The 16,845-nt window shown below is 59.8% G+C and carries 16 protein-coding genes and 1 pseudogene; 9 read left to right on the top strand and 8 right to left on the bottom strand.

Annotated elements, in window-relative coordinates; all coding sequences use genetic code 11:
• Positions 1-114: 114 nt before the first annotated feature.
• Positions 115-840, bottom strand: a complete 726-nt coding sequence (locus BM074_RS08260) for a beta-ketoacyl-ACP reductase (RefSeq protein ID WP_027231155.1) — start codon at positions 838-840, stop codon at positions 115-117.
• Positions 841-961: 121 nt separating this feature from the next.
• Positions 962-2,146, bottom strand: coding sequence for an acetyl-CoA C-acetyltransferase (locus BM074_RS08255; RefSeq protein WP_027231154.1), 1,185 nt, complete (start codon positions 2,144-2,146; stop codon positions 962-964).
• A gap of 261 nt (positions 2,147-2,407) precedes the next feature.
• Between BM074_RS08255 and phaR the strand changes: the two genes are divergently transcribed.
• From phaR to BM074_RS23465, 6 genes and pseudogenes are all read left to right on the top strand, one after another.
• Entirely contained in the window at positions 2,408-3,016 is a 609-nt protein-coding gene (phaR, locus tag BM074_RS08250; RefSeq protein ID WP_091921009.1) for a polyhydroxyalkanoate synthesis repressor PhaR, read from the top strand.
• Positions 3,017-3,092: 76 nt separating this feature from the next.
• Positions 3,093-3,530 carry a GlcG/HbpS family heme-binding protein gene (locus BM074_RS08245; RefSeq protein WP_091921007.1) on the top strand — a complete coding sequence of 146 codons (438 nt, stop codon included), beginning with the start codon at positions 3,093-3,095 and terminating at the stop codon, positions 3,528-3,530.
• A 5-nt stretch (positions 3,531-3,535) separates the two neighbouring features.
• On the top strand, positions 3,536-3,817 hold the full coding sequence (locus BM074_RS08240; protein ID WP_027231151.1) for a cupin domain-containing protein: 282 nt from the start codon (positions 3,536-3,538) through the stop codon (positions 3,815-3,817).
• 97 nt (positions 3,818-3,914) lie between these two features.
• Positions 3,915-4,268, top strand: coding sequence for a YciI family protein (locus tag BM074_RS08235; protein ID WP_091921005.1), 354 nt, complete (start codon positions 3,915-3,917; stop codon positions 4,266-4,268).
• Positions 4,269-4,273: 5 nt separating this feature from the next.
• Positions 4,274-4,450, top strand: a pseudogene (locus tag BM074_RS23470) (RNA polymerase subunit sigma-70); the annotation flags it as partial.
• A 326-nt stretch (positions 4,451-4,776) separates the two neighbouring features.
• The gene (locus tag BM074_RS23465) at positions 4,777-5,511 is read left to right on the top strand and encodes an RNA polymerase sigma factor (RefSeq protein WP_348271655.1); all 735 of its coding nucleotides are present in this window, start codon (positions 4,777-4,779) and stop codon (positions 5,509-5,511) included.
• A 67-nt stretch (positions 5,512-5,578) separates the two neighbouring features.
• On the opposite strand, the gene rpmF is transcribed toward BM074_RS23465, so the two are convergent.
• Together rpmF and mtgA are read right to left on the bottom strand one after the other, a co-directional pair.
• Positions 5,579-5,761, bottom strand: a complete 183-nt coding sequence (gene rpmF / locus BM074_RS08225; RefSeq protein ID WP_027231148.1) for a 50S ribosomal protein L32 — start codon at positions 5,759-5,761, stop codon at positions 5,579-5,581.
• Between the two features lie 189 nt (positions 5,762-5,950).
• Entirely contained in the window at positions 5,951-6,646 is a 696-nt protein-coding gene (gene mtgA / locus BM074_RS08220) for a monofunctional biosynthetic peptidoglycan transglycosylase (RefSeq protein WP_027231147.1), read from the bottom strand.
• Between the two features lie 207 nt (positions 6,647-6,853).
• On the opposite strand from mtgA, the gene BM074_RS08215 reads away from it, so the two are divergent.
• Entirely contained in the window at positions 6,854-7,774 is a 921-nt protein-coding gene (locus BM074_RS08215; protein ID WP_091921565.1) for a polyprenyl synthetase family protein, read from the top strand.
• 4 nt (positions 7,775-7,778) lie between these two features.
• Here BM074_RS08215 and ispG read toward each other — a convergent pair whose 3' ends face one another.
• Positions 7,779-9,041 carry a flavodoxin-dependent (E)-4-hydroxy-3-methylbut-2-enyl-diphosphate synthase gene (gene ispG / locus BM074_RS08210; RefSeq protein ID WP_091921004.1) on the bottom strand — a complete coding sequence of 421 codons (1,263 nt, stop codon included), beginning with the start codon at positions 9,039-9,041 and terminating at the stop codon, positions 7,779-7,781.
• A 219-nt stretch (positions 9,042-9,260) separates the two neighbouring features.
• Here ispG and BM074_RS08205 point away from each other — a divergent pair, with 219 nt between their 5' ends.
• Positions 9,261-10,040: a 3-hydroxybutyrate dehydrogenase gene (locus BM074_RS08205; RefSeq protein ID WP_027231144.1), complete on the top strand. Its 780-nt coding sequence runs from the start codon at positions 9,261-9,263 to the stop codon at positions 10,038-10,040.
• The gene (locus BM074_RS08200) at positions 10,040-11,155 is read left to right on the top strand and encodes a patatin-like phospholipase family protein (RefSeq protein ID WP_027231143.1); all 1,116 of its coding nucleotides are present in this window, start codon (positions 10,040-10,042) and stop codon (positions 11,153-11,155) included. The genes BM074_RS08205 and BM074_RS08200 overlap by 1 nt, the downstream gene beginning before the upstream one ends.
• On the opposite strand, the gene BM074_RS08195 is transcribed toward BM074_RS08200, so the two are convergent.
• The 3 genes from BM074_RS08195 to pyc form a co-directional block, all read right to left on the bottom strand.
• Positions 11,152-12,318: an MFS transporter gene (locus BM074_RS08195; RefSeq protein WP_091921002.1), complete on the bottom strand. Its 1,167-nt coding sequence runs from the start codon at positions 12,316-12,318 to the stop codon at positions 11,152-11,154. The genes BM074_RS08200 and BM074_RS08195 overlap by 4 nt on opposite strands.
• Before the next feature lie 58 nt (positions 12,319-12,376).
• Positions 12,377-13,159 (bottom strand): DeoR/GlpR family DNA-binding transcription regulator, encoded by a 783-nt coding sequence (locus BM074_RS08190; protein ID WP_244532750.1) that lies wholly within the window; start codon positions 13,157-13,159, stop codon positions 12,377-12,379.
• Between the two features lie 152 nt (positions 13,160-13,311).
• Positions 13,312-16,770, bottom strand: coding sequence for a pyruvate carboxylase (gene pyc / locus BM074_RS08185; RefSeq protein WP_091921000.1), 3,459 nt, complete (start codon positions 16,768-16,770; stop codon positions 13,312-13,314).
• Positions 16,771-16,845: the final 75 nt, after the last annotated feature.

Genomic DNA, 16,845 nt, shown 5'->3' with positions numbered 1-16,845 from the left:
AAAGCCCTGTCGTTTCGCGCCTTGTTACGCAAGTACGACATCGCTGTTAGGAGAAGATTCAGGGCTTGCGAATGAAGAGTGTCGCGCGAGACCGCGCGACACTCTTTGGCAGGATCAGCTGAAATATTGTCCGCCATTCGCCGAGATCGTGGAGCCGGTGATGAAGCCGGCATCGTCCGATGCCAGGAACACCACGCAACGCGCGACTTCCTCCGGCTCGCCGAGACGGCCGACCGGGATTTGCGGAATGATGCGCTCGTTGAGCACCTTCTCGTCGATCGCGCGCACCATCTCCGTGCCGATATAACCCGGGCAGATGGCGTTGACGGTGATGCCGGCGCGCGCGCCCTCCTGGGCCAGCGCCTTGGTGAAACCGATATCGCCTGCCTTCGACGCTGAATAATTTGCCTGTCCTGCCTGGCCCTTCTGGCCGTTGATCGACGATATGTTGATCACCCGCCCAAATTTGCGGTCACGCATGCCGTTCCACGCCGGGTGCGTCATGTTGAAGAGGCCCGTAAGGTTCGTATTGATGACGTCATTCCACTGCGCCGGCGTCATCTTGTGGAACATTGCATCGCGCGTGATGCCGGCATTGTTGACGAGAACGGCGACCGGGCCGAGATCGGCCTCGATCTTGGCTATGCCCGCTGCGCATTCCTCGTAGTTGGAAACGTCCCATTTGTAGGCCGGTATGCCGGTTTCCTTGCTGAATTTCTGCGCCGCTTCGTCATTGCCGGCGTAGTTTGCCGCAACATTATAGCCGGCCTTCTTCAGCGCAATGCTTATGGCAGCGCCGATGCCACGTGTTCCGCCCGTTACGATTGCTGTTTTTGTCATTGTCGCCCTCCCTTAAACGTATTTATGCCAATCAAGAAAATGTTGAGAAAATCGAAAGCGCAGGGCCTACCCACCGTGCGAAATGGACCGGCCCGTCAAATGCGCGCCGGTCCTCAGCGGATTAGTCCTTGAGGCGTTCGATGCAGAGTGCAACGCCCATGCCGCCGCCGATGCAAAGGGTTGCGAGCCCCTTCGTGCCGTTACGGCGCTTGAGCTCAAAAAGCAGCGTATTGAGAATGCGCGCACCCGAAGCGCCGATCGGATGTCCGATCGCAATGGCGCCGCCATTGACGTTGACGATATCGGGATTGAAGCCGAGGTCCTTGTTGACGGCGCAGGCCTGCGCAGCAAATGCCTCGTTGGCTTCGACCAGGTCGAGATCCTCGGCTTTCCAGCCGGCTTTCTCCAGCGCCTTGCGCGAGGCAGGGATCGGCCCGGTTCCCATGATTGCCGGGTCAACGCCGGCGGTCGCCCAGGAAGCGATACGGGCAAGCGGCTTGATACCACGGCGATTGGCTTCTTCCTCCGTCATCAGTACGACGGCGGCCGCGCCATCGTTCAACCCGGAGGCGTTGCCTGCGGTCACGGTGCCTTCCTTGTCGAAGGCCGGACGCAGCTTGGTCAGCGCATCCATCGTGGCGCCATGGCGAATATATTCGTCATCGGCAACGACAACGTCGCCTTTGCGCGTCTTGATGGTGAAGGGAACGATCTCGTCCTTGAACTTCCCGGCCTTTTGCGCGGCCTCGGCCTTGTTCTGCGAGGCGAGGGCGAAACTGTCCTGTTCCTCGCGCGTCAACTGCCACTTGCGGGCAATGTTCTCTGCGGTGATGCCCATATGATAGCCATGAAACGCATCGGTGAGGCCGTCCTTGATCATCGTATCGATCATCTTGTAGTCGCCCATCTTCACACCGGCGCGAAGATGCGCGCAGTGCGGGCTCAAGGACATCGATTCCTGTCCGCCGGCGACGATGATATTGGCATCGCCTGTTGCAATCTGCTGCATACCCAGCGCCACGGCGCGCAGGCCCGAGCCGCACACCTGGTTGAGGCTCCAGGCGGTTGCCTCCTGCGGGATACCGGCAGCGATGGCTGCCTGACGCGCAGGGTTCTGGCCCTCGCCGGCCGTCAGCACCTGGCCGAGAATGACTTCATCCACATCTGCTGCCTCCACGCCGGCCCGCGCCAGGACCTCCTTGATGACGGCAGCACCAAGTTCATGCGCCGGCGTATTGGCGAATGCGCCGTTGAATGACCCGACAGCGGTGCGCGCCGCACTGGCAATGACGATCGATTGGCTCATGGGAAGTCTCCTCAAATTTGTCATGCTGGTTGGTGCAGCACACTTCCCCGACAGAATTCCCTCCCCGCAATCGTTTGACAAGGCATTTGTTTCCGAAGGCCAAATTATCCATTGCTGCAGCGCAGCATGACCTTCCTCGCATCGCGTTGGATGCGCTGCACAATTCTCTTTGAATTGCCGCGCTTTGCCCCTATCCTTCCCGCTTGATCCGTAAGCCGGCACGCAAATTCGGCGGAGGGCGCGAGGTTGGGGAGTTGAGCAATGGCAGGAAAAACTGGCGACGTCGTGATCAAGAAATATGCCAATCGGCGTCTCTACAATACCGGCACGAGTACCTATGTGACGCTTGAGGATCTGGCCGAAATGGTCAAGCGCAATGAGGACTTTACAGTACAGGATGCGAAGACGGGGGAGGACATCACGCATTCGGTTCTGACGCAGATCATCTTTGAACTGGAGAACAAGGATGGGCAGAACATGTTGCCGATCCCGTTCCTGCGCCAGTTGATTGCCTACTACGGCGATCAAATGCAGGTGGTTTTGCCGACATTCCTCGAACAGTCCATGCAGGCTTTCGCCAAGGAGCAGGAGCGTATGCGCGAGCAGTTGACCGCGGCCTTCGGCAAGACGCCAATGGACATGATGAATGTCAGCGCCCCTATCAAGCTGGTCGAAGAGCAGGTGCGGCGCAACACTGAAATGCTGCAGAACGCAATGCGCATGTTTACGCCTTTTCCGCTCGGCAAGGGCCCGGAGCCCGAAGCGGGCGAGGCAGCATCCGACAAACCCAGCAAGGATGGCGGCGGCCTCGACGAGTTGAAGGAACAGATCGCTGCAATGCAGCGTAAACTCGACTCGCTCGACAAATAGCAGGCCTGCCTCATTCTAGAACGGGCTTCGCTCCGGAGCCTGCTTTCATTCGAACTTCTATCGCAGAGAGACCATCATGGCATACATCACACTTTCGAAGGCCAATACCATCATCAAGGCCGCATTGGCCAAAGGCGCCGAGGCCGGAATGCGACCGCTTTCGGTCACCGTTCTCGACGCGGGCGGTCACCTGAAGGCCTTCCAGAAGCAGGACGGCTCGTCGATGCTCCGCTTTGAGATCGCTTTCGGCAAGGCCTATGGCGCCCTGGCTATCGGTGCCGGTTCGCGTACCGTAGAAAAATTCGCCAAGGAGCGTCCGCATTTCACGGAAGGGCTCGTCGCTTCGTCCGGCGGAAATGTGATTCCGGTTGCCGGCGGCGTACTCGTCAAGAATGCTAAGGGCGAGGTCATTGGCGCAGTCGGCATCAGCGGCGACACGTCCGATAATGACGAGACGGCAGCGATCGCCGGCGTCGAGGCCGCTGGCTTTGTCGCCGATGGCGGCCAGGGTTAGACCGCATGTCCGGATCAGCCAAGGCAACCGTCTTCATCGACAATGACCGCGTTGTGGTGACGGAGTATCGGTTTGCGCCGGGAGACAATACGGGCTGGCACCGGCATGGCCATGATTATGTCGTCGTGCCGATGATGGACGGACGGGTTAAACTCCTGACCAAGGATGGCGAGTCCTTTGCGGACATGAAAAAGGGCGTGCCTTATTTTCGCTCGGAGGGCGTCGAACACGACGTCATTAACGCCAATGACGGCGAATATTCCTTCATCGAGATTGAAATCAAATAGGCCCGGGAAAAATCTTCGGTTCATGTCAAAATGCGCTGCTGTGAGCCGTCATTGCATCGGGCGCATGTCTTTGCGCTATAACCGGGAAGGAACAGCCATGAACTACACGATTTTGGCCTATGAGACGCAAGATGCATATGCGGCGCGAACAGACCCAGCGAGACAGCAGGCCTATGTCGCCGGATGGATGGCCTATTCGCAAGTCCTGAGGGAGGCTGGCATCATGGTCACTGGCGCCGGACTTCAGGCACCTGAGACGGCGACCACGATAAAATTACGGGGTGGTCAGCCGCAGGTCCAGGACGGACCTTATGCCGACAGCAAGGAACAGCTCGGCGGTTTCTACATCATCAACGTGCCCGATCTCGATACCGCGCTCAGTTGGGCGGCACGGTCCCCGGCTGCCGTGGCGGGCGGCGTTGTCGAAGTTCGGCCAAACATTCCGATGTGAAGCCGATGAGCGATGAGGATACGCGCCGCGTCGTCGAGATGGCGGCGCGTCATTCCTACGGCCGGCTCGTTGTCTTTCTCGCGGCGCGTTCGCGTGACCTGACTGCCGCGGAGGACGCGCTTGCCGATGCTTTCGCCTCGGCCCTCGAAAACTGGCCACGCAATGGCATTCCCGCCAAGCCCGAAGCCTGGTTGCTTGCTGTAGCACGCAACCGTCTGTCGGATGCGATGCGCCGCACGCGTGTCAGGACTGCTGCGATACCGACATTGCTCGCAATTGCCGAGGAGGCGCATGACATGGCCGATGCCGCGCCGTCCTTTCCCGACGAACGATTGAAATTGCTCTTCATATGCGCGCACCCTGCCATCGATCGAGCCGCGCACACGCCGCTTATGCTGCAGACTTTGCTCGGCCTTGATGCTGCGCGTATCGGCTCGGCATTTCTGGTGCAACCCGCTGCGGTGGGCCAGCGCCTTCCCGCGCCAAGCGCAAGATCCGCGACGCCGGCATGGAGTTCGAGATACCCGCAGCAGTGGACCTGCCCCAGCGGCTCAATGCTGTCATCGAGGCCATCTACGCCGCCTACGGCAGCGGTTGGGATGACATCGCGGGCGACCATCCGCGCAGCAGGGGCCTTGGCCGTGAGGCCATGGAGCTCTGCCACTTGCTTCTGCGGTTCATGCCCGGCGAGCCGGAGGTGCGCGGCCTGCTGGCGCTCATGCTCTATTGTGAATCGCGGCACAATGCGCGGCGCGACGTCGCTGGCAATTATGTTCCGCTTATGGAACAGGACACCACGCTTTGGTCGCATCCGATGATCGAGGAAGCGGAGGAACTCCTGCGCTCGGCAGCACCATACCGCCGTGTCGGTCGCTTTCAGCTCGAAGCGGCAATCCAGTCGGTTCACGCCCAGCGCAAGCGAACCGGGAGCATTGACTGGGAGGAGATTGCACTTCTCTACGAGGGTCTTATTGCCCATGCGCCTACGATCGGAGCGATGGTGGGCAGGGCCGCAGCCATTGCTGAGGCCCGCGGTCCGGCGCTTGGCTTGAAGCTGATCGAGAGCATTCCCGGCACGGCAGTGAAAAGCTACCAACCCTATTGGGCAGTTGCAGCACACTTGCTGGCGTCGCTCGGACGCGGCGATGAAGCGCGATCCGCCTATGATCGCGCCATTGGCCTTTGCGATGTGCCGGCCATGCGCGAATTTCTGCAGCGACGGCGACATGCACTGCTGCAATGAACCTGCCCCCCAAATAAAAAGACCGGCCTGAAGCCGGTCTTTTTATTCAAGCGTATCGAAGAGGCGATCAGCCTTCCTTCGGCGTCAACACCTGGCGACCGCGATACATGCCGGTCTTCAGATCGACGTGATGCGGACGGCGCAGTTCGCCGGAATTCTTGTCCTCGACATAGGTCGGGGCAGTCAGGGCGTCAGCGGAACGGCGCATGCCGCGCTTCGACGGGGAAGTTTTTCGTTTAGGTACAGCCATTGTTCCAGCTCCAGTAATCAGTCAAAATCCGGCACTGGCCCGATTTGAGCCTGTCACAATGGACAAAATTCCGGAAAGTTCGGGTGGGGCTATACACGGCTTGAGAGCTTTTGACCAGCAGGACTCGCATATTTTTTGTCGCAAGCGCCGATGCCGGTGCGTTTGACGCCGTGCGGGGTGGCTCCAATACTACTTCACGCAGCCGATATAGGCGCCCGCACCGCGCGCCCGGCGTTCGTTGAGCCGCGCGAGTGTCTGCATGCCGCGTCCCGGCTTTGCCGGATTGCGGACGATCGGATTGGGGAGGGTTACTGCGAGATAGGCTGCCTGGCGCGGTGAAAGCTTTGCTGCACTTGTGTTGAAATGATGCTGTGCCGCTGCTTCGACGCCGTAGATGCCCGGACCCCATTCTGCGATGTTCAGGTAGATTTCCATAATCCGCTGCTTGGGCAGGATCAGATCCGTCAGCATCGCAAGCGGCACTTCCAGACCTTTGCGAATGAAGGAACGGCTGGTCCAGAGGAAAAGGTTCTTGGCAGTCTGCATGGTGATTGTCGAAGCGCCGCGGGTCTGCTCGCCATCGATCGCATCAGAGACAACGGAATTCAGCGCGTCCCAGTCAACGCCTGAATGAAAGCAGAACCGCGCATCTTCAGACATCATCACCGAATTGATCAGCACCGGTGAGATTTGCTCGATGGGCACCCAGCGCCGGTCGTAACCTGAAAACGTCACGAGGTCCTTGACCATGAGCGTCGAGACCGGATGCACGAAAGGAATACGATAGAGGCTCAGAAGAACCAGCGGCAGCATGATCAAAACAACGCCGGCAAGGACGGCGTATCGTATCAGCCGTCCGACGGGCGAACGACCGGGCCCGACCAGATAACCTCTCCCCCGCTTGTTTCTAACCAATACCCTCGTCACTCAGTCCGTCCGCGCTAAAACTCTTCTTGGACATAGAGCAAAGCGCCGCGGAAGGGAATTCATTCTGCAGTTTTATGCATTATCCACACACGGCAGCGCAGCAAATGATGGCAGTTGCAACCAGCCCCATTGACCGGCGCGCAATTTTTCGGTCATTGGCGGATGATGATAACGGATCAGGGCTTTTCATTGTTCGAGATTACCTTGCAGCAGCGGGCGGCGGCAGTCGAAGCATTGCTGGGCGAACTCCTCTCTGATCGCTCGCGCACCGGTGAAATCAGCCGGCCGCCGCGCCTGATGGCCGCGATGCGCCACGGCGTGCTCAATGGGGGCAAGCGGCTGCGCCCCTTCCTTGTAATGGAAAGTGCAGCACTTTTCGGAGCGGACAACCTCGCGGCCCTGCGCGTTGCGGCGGCGCTCGAATGCATTCACAGCTATTCACTCGTGCATGACGATCTTCCAGCCATGGACGATGACGATTTGCGTCGAGGCCAGCCGACGGTGCATCGCAAATTCGATGAAGCCGCCGCCATTCTTGCTGGCGACAGCCTTCTGACCTACGCGTTCGAACTCATTTCGGACGAGGCGACCGAGCTTGCTCCGTCCGCGCGACTGGCCCTCATCACGCAATTGGCGCGCGCTGCCGGCATAGGTGGCATGACCGGGGGGCAGGCGCTTGATCTTGAAGCGGAAACGGTCAAACCCGATGAGGAAGGCATTATTCGCCTGCAGGCAATGAAGACCGGCGCGCTCATCCGTTTCGCCTGCGAGGCCGGGGCAATTATCGGCAATGCCGGCGTGAAGGATCGCGAACGGCTGGCGGAATATGGCTCGGCTATTGGCCTTGCCTTTCAACTCGCCGACGACTTGCTGGATGTGACCGCCGATGCGAGTCGCATGGGCAAGGCGACCGGCAAGGATGCTGCCGCCGGCAAGGCAACGCTCGTTTCGCTGCATGGGATCGACTGGACCAAGCGCCAGCTTGCCGGCCTGGTCGCCCAGGCGGAAGAACTGCTTTCGCCCTACGGCGCTTCGGCCGCACTGTTAAAGGACGCTGCCCGTTTCATTGCCGAACGGCGCAGTTAGCAATCTATTCGGCGGCGTGCGATCCGGCGGACTGCTGGCCGAACCGGTTTTCGATGTAATCGGCGACCATTTTCTGGAAATCTTCGGCAATGCCGGCACCGCGCAGCGTCGCAACCTTTTTGCCATCGACAAATACAGGCGCTGACGGCGTTTCGCCGGTTCCCGGCAGGGATATGCCAATATCGGCCATCTTCGACTCGCCCGGACCGTTGACGATGCACCCCATAACGGCGACGTTAAGCGCCTCGACGCCGGGATATTTCTCGCGCCAGATCGGCATGTTCTTGCGGATGTCGCTTTGAATCGACTGCGCCAATTCCTGAAAAACGGTAGACGTGGTGCGTCCGCAGCCGGGGCAGGCAGCGACGATGGGAATAAACTGGCGAAAGCCCATGGTCTGCAGAAGTTCCTGCGCCACCTGCACCTCCTGGGTGCGGTCGCCGCCGGGCGCGGGGGTCAGCGAAATGCGGATCGTATCGCCAATCCCCTGCTGCAGGAGGATGCCGAGCGAGGCGGACGATGCGACAATACCCTTCGAACCCATGCCGGCCTCGGTCAGGCCCAAGTGAAGCGCGTGGTCCGTGCGGCGTGCCAGCTCGGCATAGACTGCAATCAGATCCTGTACCTGGCTGACCTTCGCGGAGAGAATGATCTTTGATCGGGCAAGGCCGATCTCTTCGGCAAGCTGCGCCGAAATCAACGCCGACTGGACGATCGCCTCGCGGGTAACCTGCTCGGCGGTGAGCGGCGCCCCTGCCTTGTGATTCTGATCCATGAGCGCCGTCAGGAGTTCTTGGTCGAGCGAACCCCAGTTGACGCCGATGCGCACAGGCTTGTCGTAGCGGATCGCCATCTCGATGATGGCGCCGAACTGCGCATCCTTCTTTTCCTTGAATCCGACATTCCCCGGATTGATGCGGTATTTGGCCAGCGCCTCCGCGCAAGCCGGGTGATCGGCAAGGAGCTTGTGGCCGATATAGTGAAAATCGCCAACGAGTGGCACCGGGAGACCGAGCCTGTCGAGTCGCTCGCGAATTTTTGGAACAGCGGCAGCGGATTCGTCACGGTCGACGGTGATACGAACGATTTGCGATCCGGCACGCGACAGTGCGGCGACTTGCGCCACGGTGCCATCGACGTCGGCAGTATCCGTGTTGGTCATCGACTGCACGACAATCGGCGCACCGCCACCCACCATTACGCCGCCGACATCGACACCAACAGATGGACGCCGGGGAAAGGGGTCGGAATAATAGTCAGACATCATCACGCTCCAAGTATCCCGTTCAGGTGGCGCAGCTATCGCTGTTTGTCAACACTACCGCCCCTCAACGTCGAAGAGAAAAGGTTCCAATTATGCTACCCGCTGAATGCAGAGCTTCCATGACAAAGTCTCACGGCTGCGAGCCTAGCAATTTTGCTGCAATGCAATATATTCCCCGGGCCGCGAGGCGGCGGTTGTTTGAAATCGAAGGAAGCCTTTGCCATGACCGAAAAGACCGCAGTCGTCACAGGTTCCAACTCCGGAATCGGCCTCGGTTCTGCCCATGCACTCGCAGCCGCTGGCTACAACGTCGTGATCAACTCCTTTACCGATCGCCCCGAGGATCATGCGCTCGCCAAGGAGATCACTGAAAAGCATGGGGTCGAAGTCGTCTACATCAAGGCGGACATGTCGAACGGCGGCGAGTGTCGGGCGCTGATCGAAAAGGCGGCCGATACCTTTGGCAGTGTCGACGTACTCGTCAACAATGCCGGGATCCAGTTCGTCGCGCCGGTCGATGAGTTTCCGGTCGAGAAATGGGATGCGATCATCGCGATCAACCTGACCTCGGCGTTCCACACCACTGCTGCAGCGCTACCGCATATGAAGAAATCCGGCTGGGGCCGCATCATCAATATCGCGTCGGCCCATGGCCTGCGCGCCTCGCCTTTCAAGTCGGCCTATGTCTCTGCCAAGCACGGTATTCTCGGCCTGACCAAGACCGTAGCCCTCGAAGTCGCCGAAAAACATATCACCTGCAACGCAATTTGCCCGGGCTATGTCCTTACGCCCTTGGTCGAGGCCCAGATCCCCGATCAGATGAAGGCGCACAACATGGATCGCGATACGGTGGTCCGCGAAGTGATGCTGGACAAGCAGGCGACGAAGGAGTTCGCGACGGTCGACCAGATCGGTGCGACGGTGGTGTTTCTCGCCAGCGACGCCGCAGCACAGATCACCGGGACGTCAATTTCCGTCGACGGCGGCTGGACAGCGGCATAATGGCCAAAACCAAGGCCATCAACATCGCCCTTCAGGGTGGTGGTTCGCACGGCGCCTTTACGTGGGGCGTGCTCGACCGCATTCTGGAGGACGGGCGACTGACAATCGAGGGCGTCTCAGGTACCAGCGCCGGCGCAATGAATGCCGTGGCTCTTGCCGATGGCTGGGCACACAATGGTGCCGAAGGTGCACGCGCCAAATTGCATGATTTCTGGCGCGCAGTGGGCCGAACGGGCCAGTTCAGCCCGGTGCAGCGCTCGCCCTGGGACAGGTTCTTTGGCAACTGGTCCATCGAGAATGGCTTTGGCTTCAACCTGTTTGAACAGATCTCGCGCGTTTTTTCGCCCTATGAGTTCAATCCCTTCAATCTCAATCCGTTGCGCGACGTGATCGAAAAGGAAATCGACTTCGACCGGGTGAAAGCCTGCCCCAAGCTCAAGCTCTTCATTTCCGCCACGAATGTCGAGACGGGGCGCCTGCGTGTTTTCTCGCAATCGGAACTGAACGCCGACGTCGTGATGGCCTCCGCGTGCCTTCCCTATATTTTTCAGGCGGTTGAAATTGACGGCGAACCCTATTGGGATGGCGGCTATGGCGGCAATCCTGCCCTCTACCCGTTCTTCTATTCGAGCGAGAGCGAGGATGTTCTCCTCGTCCAGATCAATCCGATCGAGCGCCGCGGCACGCCAAAGACCGCACGCGAAATCAGCGAGCGGATCGACGAAATCACATTCAATGCCGCGCTGCTGCGCGAGTTCCGCTCGATTGCCTTTGTCAACTCATTGATCGACGCCGGACGGCTTCAGCATGGCGACTACCGCCATATCCGCATGCATCGTATCGACGCCGACGAGGCTCTGGCGGGCCTGTCTTCTTCGTCGAAGATCAATGCCGAATGGGCCTTCCTCGAATATCTGCGTGACCTTGGGCGCGCCGCTGCTGAAGATTGGCTCGATGAGCACAGCGACGCCGTAGGCGAGCACGCGACTCTCGACCTGACCGGCGAACTCGCGCCGGAAATGCATATCGGCTTCAAGGCGAAAAAGCCCGGCCGTCGCGTCAGCGATTTCCTCTTGCAGCGGAAAAAACCAATGGGCGCCGCGCGCCGGGCCTAACGTACCTTTTGATCTGCGCTCCTGGCAAGGTTGGCCATGAGGGCGACGACGACGAGCAGACCGGCGAGCACCATATAGATCGGTCCGAACCCGGTCTTGCCGCCGACAAAACCGATTGCCGATGGCGCAACGAGTATCCCCGAATAACCCATGAGCGTAACCATGCTGAGGGCCACGCCTGATGACGTGCCCTGCTGGTTGCCGGCCGCAGAAAAGGCGATGGGCACCATGTTGGCAATACCGAGACCGGAAAAGGCAAAGGCGAGGATGGCGATCCACGAGGTCGGCGCAATACTGGCAGCAAGCATTCCCGACGCGCCCATCAGCGCGGAAATGCGCAGCGTATTGACGGCACCGAAACGGTCACGCACGCCATCGCCGAGAAAACGCATGATCGACATCGTTCCCGAAAACGCCGCAAATGCGAAGCCGGCCGTGGCGATATCGGCCCCGCGCTCCTGGCGCAGATAGAGCGCTGCCCAATCGAGCACCGATCCTTCCGGAACCATGGAGAAGAGCGCCATCAAGCCGATGAGGTAGATCAAGGGATTGGTGGGGAACGTCAGCTTCTGCTTCTCATGCCTGACGGGCGCATCCTCGGTGATCATGAACCGGAAGGCAATGAGGCCGATCGCGATCGCGATGATCGTCACGACGACGGCATGCGCCAGATGTCCATGCGCTTCGATCAGGATGCCCCCAAGTCCGCCGCCGGCAAAGCCACCGAGGCTCCAGAAGCCGTGCGAGGACGACATGACGGCGCGGGAGAGTTTTTTCTCGACCTCCACCGCATTCGCATTCATCGCGACATCCATCCCGCCGATGACTGCGCCGAACAGAAACAGCGCCGGTGCGGCGCTTATCACGTTGGGCGCGAGGGCAACGAGAAGGAGCGAGAAGGAGCAGAATATGGCAAACCCCTTCACCACGGCGCGCGATCCATGTTTTTCGATGAGGTAGCCGCACCAGGGCATCGAAGCCAGCGCCCCTATGCCGAACACCAGGATAAGAAGCCCAAGCGTGAACTCGCTGATGCCGAGTCGCGTCATGAACACCGGAATCTGCGGAGCCCAGCTGCCAACGAGGAAGCCATTGAAGAAAAACGCGCTGGCGACGGCCCAGCGGCCATAAACAGCTCTCCTGCGAAAGGTCGCGGCATCCATTGGGGCTTCACCGGTTGCAGATTGGGCTTGGACGGACATTGAATTCACTCACATAAAATCAGGCTTGTTTATCGGCGGTAACGATCACCTCGACACCAGCACCGCCGATGCGATCAAGGATCGAGGGGTCGGCCGTGGTATCGGTGACGAGGGTGGATATAAGGGTGATCGGCCCGATGGCGAACGGACCCCGCTTCACCAGCTTGTCGCTGGTTGCCAACAACAGGACTTCGTTGCTCGCCTCGGCAAAGGCCAGTTTCATGCGCGCATCATCATAATTTTCGGCTCGCAGCATCAGGCTTTCATCGACAGCGCAGGCGCCAAGCACGCAGTAGTCGATGCGCATCGATTGAACTTCGGCCAGCGTCGATTGGCTGATCACGCTGCGCGTCAGCCGGTTCAAGGTTCCGCCAAGCAATATAACCTCGCAAAGCGGATGATCGAGCGCCGCGACAGCGATATCCGGTGCACTCGTGATGATGCAGGCCCTGAAATCGGCAGGAAGGGCGCGCACGAATTCGAGAACCGTCGTGCTGGAATCAAGCACCATCGTTGCATCGGGCGGAATAAGCGCTGCCGCTGCCCGGGCGATCGCCTTTTTCCCGGCGGTCTCTTCGCGTGCGCGTTGCTGGAAACTTCTCGGTCCCGTTCTGCTGCGTGCTGCCCCGCCATGAAAGCGCTGAACGAGGCCCTGATCCGCGAGTTCACGCAGGTCACGACGTATGGAATCTTCCGAGACGCCGAACTCCGACGCAATCATGTTGGCGAGCACACGACCGTTCTCGTTGATCCGCCGCAGGATCATGCTTTTGCGTTCGTCCGGGGATAGATCTTTCAGCAACGATGTTCCTCCATTGCATCCTTCTATCCCATACTGCCGATATCGGCAACATCAATTGCACATTTATGCATAAACACGCACTCTGGGGCGCATCCATTTGCAACAAAGGCCCCGTTTGGGGCCCTTGAACGTTCCGCTAAAGAGAAACGGGCCTATTCGTAGACCACCAAAAGGTCCTTGGCATCGATCTGGTCGCCGGCACGGACAAGAACTTCGGCTACGGTGCCGTCGCGCTCGGCGCGCAGCGCTGTTTCCATCTTCATTGCTTCGATGGACAGCAATACGTCCCCGGCGTTGGTCTTCTGCCCCGGAGCGATGCCGACCGTCGATACGATACCCGGCATTGGCGCGCCGACATGCTTGTCATTGCCGAGTTCCGCCTTGCGGCGAAGGCCCGCTCCACCCGCGGCGCGCGTGCGATCCGGCACCTTGACCCGGCGTGGCTGGCCGTTGAGTTCGAAGAAGACCGTGCACATGCCCTTGTCGTCGGCCTCGCCCATGGCAAGGTTGCGCACGACCAATGTCTTGCCGCGTTCGATATCGAGGAACACCTCTTCCTCCTGCGCCAGCCCATAGAAATAGACATGGGTCGGCAGGACGCTCGTCGGCCCATAGGTATCGTGCGTGGTGGCAAAGTCCGTAAAGACCTTCGGATACATAAGATAGGAGGCAAACTCCTGGTCGGTGATCTTGCGTTCGAGCTTGGTTTCGATGTCGTTGCGTTCCGCCTCGAGATCCGCCGGCGCGAGCAGCGCGCCCGGTCGTTCGGTGAATGGCTTCTCGTCCTTCAAAACCTTCTTCTGGATATCCTTGGGCCAACCCTTTGGCGGCTGGCCGAGGTCGCCGCGCATCATTGAGACGACCGAATCCGGGAAGGCGATGTCCTTGCCGGGGTTTTTCACGTCCGCGACCGACAGATCCTGGCTCACCATCATCAGCGCCATGTCGCCCACCACCTTCGACGACGGCGTCACCTTGACGATGTCGCCGAACATCTGGTTGACGTCGGCATAGGCCTGCGCCACCTCGTGCCAGCGGGTTTCAAGACCGAGCGAGCGCGCTTGCTCCTTGAGGTTGGTGAACTGGCCGCCGGGCATTTCGTGCAGATAGACTTCCGAAGCCGGCCCCTTGAGGTCACTTTCAAATGCCGCGTACTGGGTGCGCACGGCCTCCCAGTAGAAGGAAATGCGGCGAATCCATTCAGGATCGAGGCCGGGATCGCGCTCGGTGCCCTTCAACGCCTCGACGATGGAGCCGAGACAAGGCTGCGAGGTATTGCCGGAGAGTGAATCCATGGCGGCGTCGACCACATCGACCCCCGCGTCGACGGCAGCAAGGACCGTCGCGGCCGCGATCCCCGATGTGTCGTGCGTATGGAAATGCAGGGGCAGATCGGTTGCTTCCCGCAGCGCCTTGAACAGAATCTTGGCTGCAGCAGGTTTCAGTAGCCCGGCCATGTCCTTGACGGCGATGATATGAGCGCCCGCTTTCTCGACCTCGCGGGCAAGATCGACATAATATTTGAGATCATATTTCGGCCGCGCCGAGTTGAGAATGTCGCCAGTGTAGCAGATCGCCGCTTCGCAGAGCTTGTTCTCCGCGATGACCGCATCCATGCTGACGCGCATGTTTTCGACCCAGTTCAGGCTGTCGAAAACACGGAACACGTCGATACCGCCGCGCGCCGCCTGGCTGACGAAATATTTGACGACATTATCCGGATAGCTCTTGTAGCCGACGCCATTGGCGCCGCGTAAAAGCATCTGCAACAGGATGTTGGGCGCGCGCTCGCGAATTTCCGCCAACCGCTCCCACGGATCCTCCGTCAGGAAGCGCATCGCAACGTCGAAGGTCGCCCCGCCCCAGCATTCGAGCGAGAACAATTGCGGGAGCGCGCGCGCGTAGGTTCCGGCGACGCGGGCGATGTCATAGGTGCGCATGCGTGTCGCCAGCAGCGACTGGTGCCCGTCCCGCATGGTCGTATCGGTGACGAGCACGCGCTCTTCATTGCGCATCCACTCAGCGAACTTCTTTGGTCCAAGCTGGTCCAGCAACTGCTTGGTGCCATCTGGAATCGACGCTTCAATGAAGGGGACGCGCGGGAGCGCCGCTTCCTTCGGCGGGGTGGCGCGACCCTTGGTTTCCGGATGCCCGTTGATCGTCACATCGGCAAGGTAGGTCAAGAGTTTGGTGGCGCGGTCCTGCCGCTTCACCTGCGCAAAGAGTTCCGGCGTCGTGTCGATGAACTTCGTCGTGTAGGAATTGTCGGTGAACTTCGGATGCGTGATGATGGCTTCAAGGAAGGTCAGGTTCGTTGCAACGCCGCGAATACGAAACTCGCGCAAGGCGCGGTGCATGCGGTGGATGGTCTCTTCGGCCGTCGGTGACCAGGCGGTGATCTTTTCGAGGAGCGGATCATAAAAGCGCGTGATGACAGCGCCCGAGTAGGCTGTGCCGCCGTCGAGTCGGATGCCGAAGCCAGTTGCGCCGCGATAGGCGGTGATGCGGCCATAATCGGGAATGAAATTCTGCTCGGGATCCTCTGTGGTGATACGGCACTGCAGGGCGTGGCCGTTGAGCCTGATGTCCTTTTGTGCCGGCACACCCGATTCGGGCGTTCCGATGGTAGTGCCTTCGAGGATGCGGATCTGTGCCTTGACGATGTCGATCCCGGTCACTTCCTCCGTCACCGTGTGTTCGACCTGGATGCGCGGATTGACCTCGATGAAATAGAATGAGCCGGTATCGGAATCCATCAGGAACTCGATCGTTCCGGCTCCGATATAACTGGTCGATTTGGCGATATTCAGGCCGTAGTCGCAGATTTCCTTGCGCTGCGCCTCGTTGAGGTAGGGCGCCGGGGCGCGTTCCACCACTTTCTGGTTGCGGCGCTGAATAGAGCAGTCGCGCTCGAAGAGGTGCACGGCATTGCCGTGCGTGTCGCCGAGGATCTGCACCTCGACATGGCGCGCGCGCTCAACGAGCTTTTCGAGATAGACTTCATCCTTGCCGAACGCCGCCTTGGCCTCGCGCTTGCCCTCGGTGACCTCCCGGGCAATATCTTCCGGCTTGAAGATGGCCCGCATGCCGCGCCCGCCGCCGCCCCATGACGCCTTGAGCATCACAGGATAGCCGATCTTGTCGGCGAGCCGTTTGACCTCTTCCATGTCGTCAGGAAGCGGATCGGTGGCCGGCACGACAGGAACGCCGATTTCGATCGCGAGGTTGCGCGCGGCGACCTTGTTGCCGAGCCGTCGCATGGTTTCAGGCTTGGGGCCGATAAAGATGATGCCCGCCTCGGCGCAGGCTTCGGCAAACTCCGGACTTTCCGAAAGCAGGCCATAGCCGGGATGAATCGCATCGGCCCCGGAAAGCTTGGCGACGCGGATGATTTCCTCGATCGAGAGATAGCTTTCGATCGGCCCCATGTCCTTGGCAAGATGCGGTCCACGCCCTACCTGGTAGGATTCGTCCGCCTTGAAGCGATGCAGCGCAAGCTTGTCCTCTTCCGCCCAAATCGCCACGGTTTTCATGCCGAGTTCATTGGCAGCGCGAAACACGCGGATCGCGATTTCCGAACGATTGGCGACGAGGATTTTCTTGATAGGCAAGACCGCAACTCCGAATATGAACTAAAGTAGTTTTGGTTTGGCGCGCTTATCTGGCGACAGATTGCTGCACTGCAA

The sequence above is a fragment of the Phyllobacterium sp. CL33Tsu genome, assembly GCF_900113985.1.
GTDB classification, from domain to species: domain Bacteria; phylum Pseudomonadota; class Alphaproteobacteria; order Rhizobiales; family Rhizobiaceae; genus Phyllobacterium; species Phyllobacterium pellucidum.
This window is presented reverse-complemented; position numbering and strand designations above follow the sequence as displayed.

Excerpts from the sequence above, each read along its gene's own strand:
- BM074_RS08200 (WP_027231143.1), top strand. The coding sequence starts at position 10,040 with ATGGCCAAAACCAAGGCCATCAACATCGCCCTTCAGGGTGGTGGTTCG.
- BM074_RS08195 (WP_091921002.1), bottom strand. The coding sequence starts at position 12,318 with ATGGATGCCGCGACCTTTCGCAGGAGAGCTGTTTATGGCCGCTGGGCC.
- BM074_RS08240 (WP_027231151.1), top strand. The coding sequence starts at position 3,536 with ATGTCCGGATCAGCCAAGGCAACCGTCTTCATCGACAATGACCGCGTT.
- BM074_RS08245 (WP_091921007.1), top strand. The coding sequence starts at position 3,093 with ATGGCATACATCACACTTTCGAAGGCCAATACCATCATCAAGGCCGCA.
- BM074_RS08255 (WP_027231154.1), bottom strand. The coding sequence starts at position 2,146 with ATGAGCCAATCGATCGTCATTGCCAGTGCGGCGCGCACCGCTGTCGGG.
- rpmF (WP_027231148.1), bottom strand. The coding sequence starts at position 5,761 with ATGGCTGTACCTAAACGAAAAACTTCCCCGTCGAAGCGCGGCATGCGC.
- BM074_RS08260 (WP_027231155.1), bottom strand. The coding sequence starts at position 840 with ATGACAAAAACAGCAATCGTAACGGGCGGAACACGTGGCATCGGCGCT.
- BM074_RS08235 (WP_091921005.1), top strand. The coding sequence starts at position 3,915 with ATGAACTACACGATTTTGGCCTATGAGACGCAAGATGCATATGCGGCG.
- BM074_RS23465 (WP_348271655.1), top strand. The coding sequence starts at position 4,777 with ATGGAGTTCGAGATACCCGCAGCAGTGGACCTGCCCCAGCGGCTCAAT.
- BM074_RS08215 (WP_091921565.1), top strand. The coding sequence starts at position 6,854 with ATGATAACGGATCAGGGCTTTTCATTGTTCGAGATTACCTTGCAGCAG.
- BM074_RS08205 (WP_027231144.1), top strand. The coding sequence starts at position 9,261 with ATGACCGAAAAGACCGCAGTCGTCACAGGTTCCAACTCCGGAATCGGC.
- ispG (WP_091921004.1), bottom strand. The coding sequence starts at position 9,041 with ATGATGTCTGACTATTATTCCGACCCCTTTCCCCGGCGTCCATCTGTT.
- phaR (WP_091921009.1), top strand. The coding sequence starts at position 2,408 with ATGGCAGGAAAAACTGGCGACGTCGTGATCAAGAAATATGCCAATCGG.